Here is a 13,304-nt window from a genome sequence, read left to right on the forward strand (position 1 = left end):
GCAACAAGTGAATGAGTCGCTAGGAGCTTACATAAGTAAGTGACTAGTGCGAATGAGCGCAGTTAACACAGAGGCGACTTGAAATATGACGAATAAAAGCAACATTTTGTAACACTATACAGACTAAAGATCCCCAAAAATACGCCGATAACTGACATATGATAAAAATCGGGAATAGGAAAATACATTATGGCTATTGAGCAAACCCCTGCAATTTCTGCGCTGACTCAAGTAACAAACCGTGATCCGCAAGATGCGGCGGCCCCGATGCGCGATAAAAAAGTTGCTGCTGATGTCACTGTCAAAGAAAGTACTTTTGCACCTAGCGAATTACAAAAAAAATTATTGCAACCGCAAGCCTCTGATATCAACCTCGCAAAAGTTGAAAGAATTAAACAAGCTATTAAAGATGGCACCCTAACGATGGATGCGGAAAAAATTGCAGATGGTATTTTACGCGATGCCCACGAATGCATGTTATCAATGAAATAAATAACCGTTATGACTGATGAATTACTGATATTGCTAGAGCAGCAACTTTCCCATTTACAATCACTGCAAATCGTGATGAAAAATGAAGAAATCTTATTAGGTTATCACCGTGTGCCGCCATCACCCTTCCAAGAAACGACTGAGCAAAAACGCTTTCTTGTCGCGGCTATCGGCCACGGTGAAACCCATCGCTTACAGCTTGAGGCACAGGCTGAAATCACCGCTCCCTACGAAAGCGATGCGGCCTTGGCTGGTCTATGGGAAGCGATTAAAGTGTTAACGACTGATCTTAAAGAGCTAAATTATCGTAACCATCAAATGCTGCAATTACACATTGAGCTCAATACCCAGCGCCTGAACTTTGTCAAAAAACACAATAACCAATCTACCTATGGTGCTGATGGCTTAGAATCAAAACGCCCTGTTTTAGGTAAGAAAATTTCGATTTAGCTTGCAGAGCAGTTTATTTAAAATGCATTAATTAAATAATAAACATTCTCTCATCTATCATTGTGAGAAGCCTCAATGGCGCGCCATTAGGCTTAATCTCCCCCTCTTTCCCACTTAGACACACTCTCTTTCGTCATGTTTAAGATAAGTGCAAGGGAAGATTGTGAGATATTATTTTGCTCACGAATGCGCTTAATATCTTCCCCTGTCATTGGTGTAAGATGGGCAAATTGCAGTAACTCATTAATTTTATTATTCATAATTAACCTCCACTAACAAGTTAGCTTTTAGCATTTTCATTATTTTTTCATCATCTAATTACAAAAGTACCTTCGCGATATCTTTATAAGATTCAAGTGTATCGTCCTCAATTTCTTTGGTTCCTTTTGCATTTAAACGAGATTTCAGCCAAGCATATACAAAAATAAGTGCCGCTCCTGCTTATAAAAATAAGCTTTCTGACGCCTCCGCTTTTTCCTTTTCCTTGTAGTGGTAAACGCTTTTTAATAACGCCACTACCAAGATGGGCTTCATATTGGCCTGCAAACACATCCATTACCGTATTAATCAATTCAAAATCACTAATATTTATCTTTTTTGATACTATGATTAAACATCTTCGTTTTATAGATAGCTATCCATAGCCCCCATAATTAACTATAGTAAAAATTACTACAGCTCAGTTAAAATAAAAGTAAATCCGAATTCAGGTTAGATTCCCGTATGGGGTATACAAAAAAAAGAGCGGCTTGATAAGAATCTCCCCGCTCCTTTTATCTCAATAATATTCGCCATTCATCTTGGCGAATACACGCTCTTATCAACTGCCGCTGATCATTGACGTCATTCTAATTTTACGGTGATCTGTCATTTCTAAATTCGACATCACCACCAATTGTGGCAAGCTGCGGCGCAAAAAGCGCGAAAGAATTACCCGCAACGCATGGTTCACTAACAAGACATTAGGCGCACCCATCGCCTCTTGGTGAGAAACCGCTTGCTCCGCTTGCGTTTGGATAAACTGCGCAAGGTTTGGCTCTAATCCACCGCCATTTTTCGCCGCTTGCAGAAGAATTTGTTCCAGTCCGGCATCTAACCCAATCACTTGAATTTCTTCCGCATTACCAAACCATTGCTGAGTAATCGCACGGCCTAGTGCAATACGAACTTGTGATGTGAGGTAATCAGTGTCTTTTTGCTCACCATTTTCCCCTGCCATTTCCGCTAACGTTTCAATGATGGTGCGCATATCGCGGATCACCACATCTTCCATTAATAAATTTTGCAAAACACGATGCAAAATCGTTAACGAAATCGTGTCTGGGATCAGGTCATCTGCCAGTTTCGGCATCTCTTTTTTCACTCGGTCATACAGCATTTGTGCTTCTTGGCGACCAAATAATGTGCTCGAGTTTTGCAGTAAAATTTGGTTGAAGTGTGTTGCAACCGCCGTACTCGCTGAAACCACGGTATAACCTTGAATTTGCGCTTCTTCGCGTAAGTCGTCATCAATCCAAACTGCAGGTAAACCAAAAGCGGGCTCTCTTGTTGCATCCCCTTGTAACGTCCCCGCGGCATTACCAGGATCAATGGCTAAACTACGCCCTGGTTGCGCTTCGCCGCGTCCTACCTCTGCACCTTTAATTAAAATACGGTACTCACAAGGGGAAAGCGCTAAATTGTCACAAATGTGGACAACTGGCGGTAAGTAACCGACTTCTTGAGCGAATTTTTTACGCAGTCCTCGCAGACGGCCTAATAATTCACCTTGCTGGTCGTTATCCACAAGTGGGATCAAACGGTAGCCCACCTCCATTGCCAATAAGTCTTCTAATTGCACATCATCCCACGTGGCTTCTACCACCTTGTTGGCTTCTTGGAAATGTTGTGCTTGGTTATTATCGCCCTTTGCACTTTCTGGTTGTTGGGATTTACGTACTAAATACCAACCTAATCCCGCAAGTGCTGCTGTAAATAACAAGAAGACAAAGTTTGGCATCCCTGGGATCAGGCCTATCAAACCCAAAACACCTGCACTCAACCACATAACACGTGGGTTATTAAACAGTTGGTTGACCATCTGCTCACCGACGTCTTCATCCGTCGCAACACGAGTTACGATAACCCCTGCCGCTGTGGAGATAATCAACGCAGGAATTTGGGCAACAAGACCATCACCGATTGTCAGCAAAGTGTAGGCGCTCGTGGCCTCCCCTAGCGACATATTGTGTTGACCTACACCAACGATTAACCCGCCGACCACGTTGATCACCATAATCATGATCCCCGCGATAGCATCGCCACGTACGAATTTACTGGCACCGTCCATCGAACCGTAAAAATCCGCTTCTTGCGTCACTTCTGCACGACGTTTTTTGGCTTCATCATCATTGATGATCCCTGCATTGAGGTCAGCATCGATAGCCATTTGCTTACCAGGCATTCCGTCTAACACAAAGCGAGCACCCACTTCGGCGATACGCCCCGCTCCTTTGGTGATAACCATAAAGTTAATCAAAACCAGAATGATAAATACCACAATACCAATGGCAAAGTTGCCGCCCACTAAAAAGTGGCCGAATGCCTCAACGACTCGACCTGCAGCGTCAGGCCCTGTATGCCCATCCAACAAAATAATTCGTGTTGATGCGATATTCAACGATAGGCGTAATAGCGTGGCGAATAGTAAGATAGTTGGAAATGCAGCAAAATCAAGGGTTCGTTTAGTGAACATCGCCACCAATAACACCATGATGGAAAGCGCAATATTAAAGGTAAACAGTAAATCCAATAAAAATGCGGGTAATGGCAATACCATCATCGACAAAATCAATAAGATTAGAACTGGACCCGCGAGTATTTGCCACTGCGTTCCTTGTAAGTTTTTCGGCAATTTTAAAAGTGCAGCCAAATTAGCCATCGCGATTGTTATCTCCAGCAAAGTCCAGCGTCGGTGGCACTGGTAAATTTTTCGGTTTTTTCGGTCTGAGCCCACCTTCACGACGCCAGCGGCGCAGTTGGTAAACCCATGCTAAAACTTCTGCAACCGCCGCATATAACGCGACAGGGATGCTTTGCCCTATCTCTGCATGACGATATAACGCCCTTGCAAGCGGCGGTGCTTCTAATTGTAATATTCGGTGTTCTTCACCAATTTCCTTAATGCGCTGCGCTATCACCCCTGCGCCTTTCGCCAACACTTTTGGTGCCCCCATACGTTTATCATCATATTTCAGCGCCACTGCATAGTGCGTGGGGTTAGTCACTATCACATCGGCAAGTGGCACATCCGCCATCATGCGATTTCGCGCTATCGCCCGCTGTTGTTGGCGAATTTTCGCTTTAATATGTGGGTCACCCTCTTGCTGCTTAAACTCATCTTTAATTTCTTGGCGGCTCATACGCAATTTCTTCAAATGAGAGCGAAATTGATAAAACACGTCAAATGCCACCATTGGGATCAGCAAAAACACAATCAAATACCCCGCAAAAATCACTTTTTGCAGGGCATTACTCAGTGCGGTAACAGGTGACTCCATCACTAAATGCAGCAATGAAGGCCAGCTTTGCCATAAAAAAATAAATGCCCCCAACCCAACAAACAATGATTTCAAAATTGCCTTGAACAATTCTGATAACGCATTCATTGAAAAAATACGTTTTAGCCCTTTAATTGGGTTGAGCTTTTTTAAATCGAACTTAATCAATTTACTGTTAAACACTAACCCGCCCACTAAAGACGACGCGGAAATCCCGACGAGCGCTAAACCGCCAATAACAGGCAATAATGCAAATAATGCCTCACTGACCACACGCCCTAAATAGCTGATCATTAAGCCTGTATTTTGCAAATAATGGCCATCAAAAATAAAGCCTTGTCGGGCAATTTGGCGAAGTTGTGCCGCAAGGTGCCCCCCGCTTAACCAGAGCAAACTGATACCCGCCAACATCATCATTAGCGAGCTAAGTTCCTTTGAACGAACGATTTGCCCATCATCTTTGGCTTTTTGCTTTTTATGGGGGGTGGGCTCTTCTGTTTTTTCTACATCACTCTCGTCGGACACCGTGGTTCCAAAATTTAGCGAAAATACGAGTTATCGCTATAGCATGACAGAGTGTAAAAAAATCAATGGTGGAAAATAGACGCAGTTCGAGGGGGTTATTTGCCTATTGAGCAATAAGACAGCAACTTTGCGAAGCGCTTGGCAAATAAAAAACGGGCAATTATATTTTTCTCGCGCTGCTCAAAAATGGCGATAAAATATCCATATTCACACGAAACCGTGACAGCTTACACGGGTGAATACACGTGTATAAGGAATTTATCAGCCATCTTATGTAAGGCATTAGCCGAAGAATTAAAAAAAGTGGAAACCATAAAGTGGAAAGAAAAAAACATCGCGGGTTTCAATGAACTCAATAGGATCAGCAAAGAGCATGGACTATTCTCAGACAAATACAAGGAATTTTAATGCAATACCATCTCTATCAAAATAGAGGCGATGCTATTCATGCTCCCTACTTATTTGATATTCAAAGTGATATTATTGATATCCTGAATACTCGATTGGTCATCCCTTTATATGATAGTGATTTATTACATCAGCCCGTGCCTGATAAACTAACCCCATGCCTTTCGGTTCTTGACCATGACTATATTTTAATGACTCACTTAATGGCCGCTGTACCAAAATTATAATTTCCCAAACAAATCAATAAGTTAAACAATGAAAGAGAACATATCAAAAAAGCCATTGCCCTACTCATTGATGGGTTTTAATTAATAAGGTTCTTATGGATACTTGCCACCTAGTCGCCCCCGATATCACACTTGAAGATGCGCCAAAAGAAGCGGCTCGCATGCTAAATTGGCTACAAACACAAGGGATCATCGACCCTAGCTTTCAAGCGATTGAATATGATAAGGTAATTTATCGCCCAATGCCTGCTTATAAAGAACCTATTTTATATGTTATTGATGGCAGTATTGTTCCCACCCAACTACCTGAAAACCAATTAAAAAATACCCTATCCATTGTCACAGAACGCACTGTTTTTCATGCAGGCGGCAATGGGATTGGCATTTACTGCCCACAATGCGGCAATGAACAAACAGAACACAGTCATGCATGGGGTGATGCCGTTTCTGATTGGTATGAAGGAAAAAACGAAAGCTTATCCTGCTTTCAATGCAATTTTCATTCACCGCTTTTCGGTTGGCAATTTAACCCTCAATGGGCCTTTGGCAATCTAGGTTTTAGCTTTCATAATTGGGATATTAGCGATGATTTTATTGCCCAATTTGAACATGTACTCGGCAGTAAAATTATTGCCGTCTACCAACATGACTAGCACAATATTATTTAGTCGTTGGGTTTAACGTAATTTGCATGCCAACAGCTTGCGCATATTTGAGTAACGTACCGAGTTTAGGGTCAAACTGCCCTTTTTCTAAACGAGAAATATTTTGCTTTTGTGTTTGCATTTTTTCAGCAATTTCAACTTGCGTAAAATTATTAGCAAGGCGAGCCATACGCAACTGGCTAATTAACGCTTTGCGCATTTCTAATTCAAGGCAAGCGGTTTCTTGGTCAAGTTCTTCTCGTCTTTCTCCTTTTTCATCATTTATCAAAGTAGAAATCAAATCATTATTTATCATCTGAATACACTCGATCACAGTAAGTTAACTAATTGAAATGGATAATATGAAGCTACGTTAATCGTTATCAACTAATGTAGCTCCATAAAAAGCGGTTAGGTTATCGTAATAACCTAAAAACCAAGTTCATCAAGCAGGTCATCAACTTGCGACTGTGATGCCATCACATTAACGCCTTCTTTATTGATTTGCGGGCCATTGAGTAAACTTTCGTTTTGTGTTTTCGCACGCATTTCAGGTGGCGTATTTTCCATTAACAATGCCAGCAGTTGTTTTTCCGCTTCTTCAACCACTTCCATCATTTTTTTAATGACTTGCCCTGTTAAGTCCTGAAAATCTTGCGCCATCATGATTTCCAGTAATTCAGCCTTAGTGGTTTCGCTGTCTTGGATCACTTGCCCTAAAAAAGCTTCTGTTGACTCACGCAATTGTGTAGGAACCACACCAGTCGCTGTTTCTTGCCATTGCTGTTGCAACGTCTGCGCATTTTTATTCATATCCACTTGCAGTGGTTTGATGACATCAATGCCATTTAAGGTTTTTTCTGCCGCTTGCGCCGTCATTTGCGCGATATAACGCAGTCTGTCTTTCCCATCTGGAATGCTTGCAACAGCCTGTTGGACACTTTTTTCTAACCCCAATTCGCGCATACTTTCACGCAAGGTTCTCATCAGCGTACCAATGCGTGTAATGACTTGTTTTAAATCATCATTACCATTGCGAATACCTTCCATACCCACTTGCTCAGTCATGAAAATCTCCTTTGGCACTCACTATTATTGCAGTCCCATTTTTTCAAATACTTTGTTCAGTTTTTCTTCTAAGATAGCGGCAGTGAACGGTTTAACCACATAACCACTTGCCCCTGCTTGTGCAGCAGCAATGATGTTTTCTTTTTTCGCTTCCGCCGTTACCATCAAAACTGGGATATGCTTAAGTGCATCATCGCCACGAATTGTTTTAAGCAGTTCTAAGCCATCCATATTTGGCATATTCCAGTCTGCAACAACAAAGTCGATGTTACCCGCACGGATTTTTTCTAATGCATCAACACCGTCTTCTGCTTCTTCTATTTTGCTAAACCCGAGCTCTTTTAATAAGTTACGGACGATACGACGCATGGTAGAAAAATCATCAACAACCAGAAAACTAAGATCTTTAGCGGCCATAACCACTCCTTCAAATACAATTGTGAATTTCCGCCGCTGCTACACAGTGACAGAAGAAAGTCTTGCTAAAACACTTGGGGCAATTTTTCGAATATCTTGCACTTCGTCCACTGCATCCATTTCAATCGCAGCTCGTGGCATACCAAATACCACACAGCTACTTTCGTTCTGCGCGTAAGTAATCGCCCCTTGTTTACGTAAATTCAATAACCCTTTGGCGCCATCCATCCCCATACCAGTCAATAACACACCAATGCATTTTCGTCCGACACATTGAGCTACTGAATCAAATAGCACATCTACTGACGGGCGATGGCGATTAACGGGTTCACTTTGTTGCAAAATCACTTGGAAACCTTTGCCTTTATCTGCAATCAACATGTGAGAATCACCTGGCGCGATATAGGCGTGTCCTTTTTGCAGTAACTCGTTGTTTTCTGCCTCTTTTACCGTTAGTACACACAATTTATTCAGTCTGTCAGCAAATGAGCGGGTAAATCCTGCGGGCATATGCTGCGTGATCACCACAGGTGGGCATTCACGGGGTAGCATTTCTAAAAATTGGCGGATCGCTTCTGTCCCGCCAGTAGATGCGCCAACCGCAATCACACGGCTGTTACACACATATGGGGACAACGCTTTGGCTTGAGCAACTGGCTCAGACATTTTTTTCTCTGGCCGTGCAAACCGACTGCGTTGAGTGATCTTAGACATTGCCGCCGCACGAATTTTTTCACCAATAATGTCACGGTAGCTCATCATGGTTTCGCGAATGCCGATTTGTGGTTTAGTGACAAAATCCACCGCACCAAGCTCTAACGCTTTAAGCGTTACTTCGGAGCCTTTTGATGTCAATGTAGATACCATCACCACTGGCATTGGGTGCAAACGCATTAATTTTTCTAAAAAATCAATACCATCCATACGAGGCATTTCAACATCTAACGTGATCACATCAGGTTCGAGCTGTTTAATTAAATCACGTGCAACGTAAGGATCAGGCGCTGTATCCACCACCTCCATGTCTTCATGGCTATTAATGATTTCACGCATTAATTGACGCATCAGTGCTGAGTCATCCACACATAGCACTTTAATTTTTTTCATTACCCCCTCCTTTCAGCTTGCACGCTGTAGACGGTTTGTCCTTTGATCACAAAGCGTTGTGTTAATTGTGATAAATTTTCTGAATGCCCAATAAATAACAAGCCATCTGGCTTAAGCAGTGGTGCAAAACGCTCAAGCATTTTTATTTGCATTTCTTTATCGAAATAAATCATTACGTTACGGCAAAAAATTGCATCAAAGCGATGTTGGAGCTGCCAGTCATGGTCACTCAAATTTAAGTAACGAAATTCAATCATCTGCCTTAACGCGGGCTTGACTCGTGCATACCCTTCAAATTCCCCCACACCTTTCATAAAGTAACGTTGCCGCTGAAGTGCACTAAGTGATTTCAGCTCTTCGATGCGGTAAACACCTTGTTTCGCTTTTTCAAGCACTTCCGTATCAATGTCACTGGCAATCACTTTGGCATTAACGGCATTTGGCCCCAGTACATCACTTAATGTCATCGCGATAGAATAAGGCTCTTCCCCTGTTGAAGAAGCTGCACACCAGATGGTGATTGGGTTATTTTTACGTGTACGAATAAAATCCGTTAACGTGACAAAATGGTGTGGCTCACGAAAGAATGCGGTTAAATTTGTGGTCAATGCATTGACGAAAGCTTGCCATTCCGCGTTATGTGGCTCGCGCTCAAGCATCCGTAAATAGTCAGAAAAGTTGTCGAGATTACAGTCACGTAACCGCTTTAATAGCCGGTTATAGACCATATTTTTTTTATTCATGGTTAGGACTATGCCTGATTTTTTATGAATAAATCGACAAACCCGACCAAACTCATCATCAGTCAGTGGTTCTATCTGTGGTACAAAAAGCATCGTACTTGTCGTCCTATTCAATAAAAATCCAGAAGCAGCCACCTAATGCGCTGCCTTTAATGGCAAGGGAAATGCACAAAACGATTCATTTCCCTCTGCCGAAAACTCATTGTGAGTTTTCTCAACACTTAATACCGACTACGGTTTACTGCATTTTCAGGGAGCTCAAAAAATGCCACAGTATCCACTAAGTTATTGGCTTGGTCTTCCAGTGCCGCAGTTGCACTGGTCGATTGCTCGACTAATGCAGCGTTTTGCTGTGTGACTAAGTCCATTTGACTCACTGCGGTAGCAACTTGCTCAATCCCACGGCTTTGCTCATTCGATGCAGACGCAATATTTCCCATTAATTCAGTTACTTGATTAACTGCAGCAACCAGTTCGCTCATGGTCGCACCCGCTTCATTCACCAGCTGGGAACCTTGACTTACACGCCCCACAGACTCATCAATTAACGTTTTAATCTCTTTTGCCGCTTCAGCACTACGTTGTGCCAATGCCCTAACTTCGCCAGCGACAACGGAGAACCCACGACCTTGCTCACCCGCACGCGCCGCTTCAACCGCTGCATTTAGGGCTAAAATATTGGTTTGAAAAGCAATGCCATCAATCACGCTAATAATTGCGCTAATTTTTTGCGAACTGTTAGAAATTGATGTCATGGTATCGATAACATCTTCGGTAATTTCACCGCCTTTCGTTGCCGTTTTCGATGCACTGACGGCGAGCTCACTGGCTTGACGCGCGTTATCCGCATTCTGCTTAACGGTCGCTGTTAGCTCTTCCATACTGGCTGCCGTTTCTTCAAGGGATGCAGCTTGCTGTTCAGTCCGCGATGATAAGTTATTATTACCTAAAGCAATTTCACGAATACCGGTATACATTTGGTCAGTATTCGAACGCAATGCACTGACGGAAGTGGCTAACGATTCTTGCATTTGTTTGAGTTTGCCAAATACTTCACCGATTTCATCGCCCGTCGTAATTTCAATATTTTGGTTCAGTTTGCCATCAGCCACTAAAGCGAAGTGTTCACCCATACTTTTCAATGGGTTAATCACTTTACGTTTCATCCAATAATGAGCAAACGCGATCACCAGAATAATAATCACAATCACCGAACAAAATGAGCTCCACGCAAAGGTGTTGTACATGCGTGCAGCAGAAAGAGATTCATCATTTTCAGCATTCAATAATTCAAGATATTCATCAATTACTTGGGTTAATTGATCTTGATTTTCTTGGGCTGGAAGCTCAATGTAAGCTGCGATATCTTTGTTATCTAAGTGTGTTTTTAATGCTTTGAGTGTTGCGACAAAAGCTTGATATTTCGCATCAAGAGCTGCAAGGTTTTCTTTTTCACTCAAAATCGGTTGGTTTTTAAATGTGGTATAATCTTTTTGCGCTTCTTCTAATAGTTTGCCAAAAGTGACTTGTGTTTCTTCAATAAGCTGGTCATGGCCACTCACTTTATTCAGCAATGCAATTTGCGTTAAGCTATTACGTGCTTGTATTAAATGTTTATTGGTTTCCTCAAGCATTGCACGCTTATCAGAGCCCAAATCAATACGTTCTAATGCTTTTAACTCACTAACAACAATTCCAACAGAAACCCCGCTCGACACAATCTGCATTCCACAAAATAAAAATAGAAGCAGATATAAACTCACCGAAATTCGGATATTTTTACCAAACATAGATAATCCCCATTTGTGCCAGCTAAGAGAGCTGTTCGCTTAAAACATTGCTTGTTTTCTAATGCACAGAAACGCTGCAAAGCCAAAGCCTTGCAGCGTGAAACCATGCTTAATGTTTAGAAAGTTTCCCAGTTGTCATCATCTTTATGTTCCTTCGATGATAGTTTTTTTAAATCCGGCGTTTTAACGATATTGGATACCGTTCTTGCTGCTGGTTTTGTATTACGTATTTCACTTTGTTTTAACGGTGGTAAACGGAAAATAGAGATAAGCTGCGACAGTTTCGCGACTTGCTCTTCTAACACATTCGCTGCAACCGCTGATTGTTCCACTAACGAGGCATTTTGCTGAGTCACTTTATCCATTTCAGCAACTGCAATGCTGACCTGCGAAATGCCTTTACTTTGCTCATCAGAAGCGGTTGCGATGTGCGTCATGATGTCTGTCACTCGCGTGACCGATTCCACAATTTTCGTCATCGTTTCACCTGCGTCTTCCGCTTGGCGCGCGCCTGTTCCTGTTCTTGAAACAGAGTCTTCAATCAATGTTTTGATTTCTTTCGCGGCATCCGCACTGCGTTGTGCTAAGTTACGCACTTCATCTGCCACGACCGCAAAACCACGGCCATGCTCACCCGCACGTGCTGCTTCAACCGCAGCATTCAGTGCTAAGATATTGGTTTGGAAGGCAATACTGTCAATCACTGCAGTGATATCAGAGATTTTTTGTGAGCTATCAGCAATGTTCAACATGGTACTCACCACATTGGAAACCACTTTTCCACCTTCTTTCGCAATAACAGACGCTTGGTTTGCATACTCGCTAGCTTGATGGGCGTAGTCTGTATTTTGCTTAACCGTTGCGGTTAATTCGCTCATACTGGCGGATGTCTCTTCCAAACACGCCACTTGCTGCTCCGTACGAGAAGAAAGGTCGTTATTACCTGCGGCAATTTCAGTGGTGCCTTGGTAAATAGTTTCACTGCCATCTAATACACCACGAACCGTGTTAATCAGCTCTTGTTGCATGTGCTGAACGCCATTAGCTAATTCGCCAATTTCGTTATTCGAGGCTGTCGTAATGGAAGGCGTTAAATCACCTGATGCGAAGACTTTAATCCGCTCGTTTAATAAACCTAATGGCTCAATAATGCCTTTACGCACATAGCGATAACTAAAGAAACCAATAAAGGCGAGCAGAATCGATAATGTCACCAGCATATATAATGATTGGCGATAATTATTATCTGCATTAACGACTTCGCTTTGGAAATCGGCTGAAATATCGGCGAAATAAGCATTAAATTGCTCTTCGAACTTCATTTGATGGCCCGATGTTCTATGAGCATAGAAACCTTCTAAGTCTCCTTTTTCCGCGAAATCACTGAGCTTAATTAATGCATCACGGTAGGTTTCATAGGTGCTAAAAAGCTGTTCAAACTTGGCTTTATCATACTCTGAACTTTGCATCAGCTTGTTGTAACGAGCATAAGCATCATCCGCAGCTTTAAAGTTACGTTTTGCCGCTTTAATCAGGTCTTCTGTTGTCGCATCATCTTGAATTTTGCGGCCGTCTAATAGGTAGGCGTTGATTGACCGATTTAAATTGGCTCGGGCCTGTAAAAGGTTAACCCAGCTTTCCGTTAATACTTGTCTTTGGCGTTGTAGTGAATTTAAATAACTAATACTGTCGCTGTTATCGCCGAGTTTAGTGAACATCAACCCACTGGATACCAGTTGCAATAAAATAAAGATAAAAATGACGGACAAAAGTCCTGATACGATTTTAATTCGACTGTACATGACGTTTTACTAACATTATTTGTTGTATTTTGGATATCGGTCATCTAACCAAAAACTTTAGTTAATGACTTATTATTATTTGAGCAATTATT

Annotated in this window: 16 protein-coding genes; 5 read left to right on the forward strand and 11 right to left on the reverse strand. The window is 42.2% G+C overall.

Going from position 1 to position 13,304, the window contains the following annotated elements; genetic code table 11:
* Positions 1–189: 189 nt before the first annotated feature.
* Both flgM and AABS66_RS07905 read left to right on the forward strand, forming a co-directional pair.
* Positions 190–492: a flagellar biosynthesis anti-sigma factor FlgM gene (gene flgM / locus AABS66_RS07900; protein WP_206083844.1), complete on the forward strand. Its 303-nt coding sequence runs from the start codon at positions 190–192 to the stop codon at positions 490–492.
* 9 nt (positions 493–501) lie between these two features.
* Positions 502–942, forward strand: a complete 441-nt coding sequence (locus tag AABS66_RS07905; RefSeq protein WP_206083843.1) for a flagella synthesis protein FlgN — start codon at positions 502–504, stop codon at positions 940–942.
* 92 nt (positions 943–1,034) lie between these two features.
* Here AABS66_RS07905 and AABS66_RS07910 read toward each other — a convergent pair whose 3' ends face one another.
* The 4 genes from AABS66_RS07910 to flhB all read right to left on the reverse strand — a co-directional run bounded on the left by AABS66_RS07910 (position 1,035) and on the right by flhB (position 5,006).
* A complete protein-coding gene (locus AABS66_RS07910; protein ID WP_241016826.1) occupies positions 1,035–1,202 on the reverse strand; it encodes a helix-turn-helix domain-containing protein in 168 nt (55 codons plus the stop codon).
* A gap of 107 nt (positions 1,203–1,309) precedes the next feature.
* Entirely contained in the window at positions 1,310–1,513 is a 204-nt protein-coding gene (locus AABS66_RS07915; protein WP_412990643.1) for a type II toxin-antitoxin system RelE/ParE family toxin, read from the reverse strand.
* 249 nt (positions 1,514–1,762) lie between these two features.
* The gene (gene flhA / locus AABS66_RS07920) at positions 1,763–3,862 is read right to left on the reverse strand and encodes a flagellar biosynthesis protein FlhA (protein ID WP_206083842.1); all 2,100 of its coding nucleotides are present in this window, start codon (positions 3,860–3,862) and stop codon (positions 1,763–1,765) included.
* Positions 3,855–5,006, reverse strand: a complete 1,152-nt coding sequence (flhB, locus tag AABS66_RS07925) for a flagellar biosynthesis protein FlhB (protein ID WP_206083841.1) — start codon at positions 5,004–5,006, stop codon at positions 3,855–3,857. Before flhB ends, flhA begins: the two co-directional genes overlap by 8 nt.
* Before the next feature lie 186 nt (positions 5,007–5,192).
* On the opposite strand from flhB, the gene AABS66_RS07930 reads away from it, so the two are divergent.
* From AABS66_RS07930 to AABS66_RS07940, 3 genes are all read left to right on the forward strand, one after another.
* A complete protein-coding gene (locus tag AABS66_RS07930) occupies positions 5,193–5,414 on the forward strand; it encodes a type II toxin-antitoxin system CcdA family antitoxin (RefSeq protein ID WP_430224877.1) in 222 nt (73 codons plus the stop codon).
* Positions 5,414–5,641: a CcdB family protein gene (locus AABS66_RS07935; RefSeq protein ID WP_272538689.1), complete on the forward strand. Its 228-nt coding sequence runs from the start codon at positions 5,414–5,416 to the stop codon at positions 5,639–5,641. Before AABS66_RS07930 ends, AABS66_RS07935 begins: the two co-directional genes overlap by 1 nt.
* Before the next feature lie 95 nt (positions 5,642–5,736).
* Positions 5,737–6,294 (forward strand): hypothetical protein, encoded by a 558-nt coding sequence (locus tag AABS66_RS07940; protein WP_206083839.1) that lies wholly within the window; start codon positions 5,737–5,739, stop codon positions 6,292–6,294.
* 7 nt (positions 6,295–6,301) lie between these two features.
* On the opposite strand, the gene AABS66_RS07945 is transcribed toward AABS66_RS07940, so the two are convergent.
* The 7 genes from AABS66_RS07945 to AABS66_RS07975 all read right to left on the reverse strand — a co-directional run bounded on the left by AABS66_RS07945 (position 6,302) and on the right by AABS66_RS07975 (position 13,212).
* Positions 6,302–6,601, reverse strand: a complete 300-nt coding sequence (locus tag AABS66_RS07945) for a helix-turn-helix transcriptional regulator (protein ID WP_206083838.1) — start codon at positions 6,599–6,601, stop codon at positions 6,302–6,304.
* Positions 6,602–6,714: 113 nt separating this feature from the next.
* Complete coding sequence (locus AABS66_RS07950; protein ID WP_047756177.1) at positions 6,715–7,353, reverse strand: protein phosphatase CheZ; 639 nt, start codon at positions 7,351–7,353, stop codon at positions 6,715–6,717.
* A gap of 24 nt (positions 7,354–7,377) precedes the next feature.
* The gene (cheY, locus tag AABS66_RS07955) at positions 7,378–7,770 is read right to left on the reverse strand and encodes a chemotaxis response regulator CheY (protein ID WP_206083837.1); all 393 of its coding nucleotides are present in this window, start codon (positions 7,768–7,770) and stop codon (positions 7,378–7,380) included.
* Positions 7,771–7,809: 39 nt separating this feature from the next.
* Entirely contained in the window at positions 7,810–8,877 is a 1,068-nt protein-coding gene (locus AABS66_RS07960; RefSeq protein ID WP_206083836.1) for a protein-glutamate methylesterase/protein-glutamine glutaminase, read from the reverse strand.
* On the reverse strand, positions 8,877–9,713 hold the full coding sequence (locus AABS66_RS07965; RefSeq protein ID WP_206083835.1) for a CheR family methyltransferase: 837 nt from the start codon (positions 9,711–9,713) through the stop codon (positions 8,877–8,879). Before AABS66_RS07965 ends, AABS66_RS07960 begins: the two co-directional genes overlap by 1 nt.
* A 128-nt stretch (positions 9,714–9,841) precedes the next feature.
* Positions 9,842–11,410: a methyl-accepting chemotaxis protein gene (locus AABS66_RS07970; protein WP_206083834.1), complete on the reverse strand. Its 1,569-nt coding sequence runs from the start codon at positions 11,408–11,410 to the stop codon at positions 9,842–9,844.
* 116 nt (positions 11,411–11,526) lie between these two features.
* Positions 11,527–13,212, reverse strand: a complete 1,686-nt coding sequence (locus AABS66_RS07975) for a methyl-accepting chemotaxis protein (RefSeq protein WP_206083833.1) — start codon at positions 13,210–13,212, stop codon at positions 11,527–11,529.
* Between the last annotated feature and the right edge of the window lie 92 nt (positions 13,213–13,304).

The sequence above is a fragment of the Providencia sp. SP181 genome (assembly GCF_050446505.1).
Lineage (GTDB): Bacteria > Pseudomonadota > Gammaproteobacteria > Enterobacterales > Enterobacteriaceae > Providencia > Providencia vermicola.

Bases quoted from the DNA above. Each gene is read 5' to 3' on its own strand.
- flgM (WP_206083844.1), top strand. From the start codon at position 190: ATGGCTATTGAGCAAACCCCTGCAATTTCTGCGCTGACTCAAGTAACA.
- AABS66_RS07905 (WP_206083843.1), top strand. From the start codon at position 502: ATGACTGATGAATTACTGATATTGCTAGAGCAGCAACTTTCCCATTTA.
- AABS66_RS07910 (WP_241016826.1), bottom strand. From the start codon at position 1,202: ATGAATAATAAAATTAATGAGTTACTGCAATTTGCCCATCTTACACCA.
- flhA (WP_206083842.1), bottom strand. From the start codon at position 3,862: ATGGCTAATTTGGCTGCACTTTTAAAATTGCCGAAAAACTTACAAGGA.
- AABS66_RS07930 (WP_430224877.1), top strand. From the start codon at position 5,193: ATGGCGATAAAATATCCATATTCACACGAAACCGTGACAGCTTACACG.
- AABS66_RS07935 (WP_272538689.1), top strand. From the start codon at position 5,414: ATGCAATACCATCTCTATCAAAATAGAGGCGATGCTATTCATGCTCCC.
- AABS66_RS07940 (WP_206083839.1), top strand. From the start codon at position 5,737: ATGGATACTTGCCACCTAGTCGCCCCCGATATCACACTTGAAGATGCG.
- AABS66_RS07945 (WP_206083838.1), bottom strand. From the start codon at position 6,601: ATGATAAATAATGATTTGATTTCTACTTTGATAAATGATGAAAAAGGA.
- AABS66_RS07950 (WP_047756177.1), bottom strand. From the start codon at position 7,353: ATGACTGAGCAAGTGGGTATGGAAGGTATTCGCAATGGTAATGATGAT.
- cheY (WP_206083837.1), bottom strand. From the start codon at position 7,770: ATGGCCGCTAAAGATCTTAGTTTTCTGGTTGTTGATGATTTTTCTACC.
- AABS66_RS07960 (WP_206083836.1), bottom strand. From the start codon at position 8,877: ATGAAAAAAATTAAAGTGCTATGTGTGGATGACTCAGCACTGATGCGT.
- AABS66_RS07965 (WP_206083835.1), bottom strand. From the start codon at position 9,713: ATGCTTTTTGTACCACAGATAGAACCACTGACTGATGATGAGTTTGGT.
- AABS66_RS07970 (WP_206083834.1), bottom strand. From the start codon at position 11,410: ATGTTTGGTAAAAATATCCGAATTTCGGTGAGTTTATATCTGCTTCTA.
- AABS66_RS07975 (WP_206083833.1), bottom strand. From the start codon at position 13,212: ATGTACAGTCGAATTAAAATCGTATCAGGACTTTTGTCCGTCATTTTT.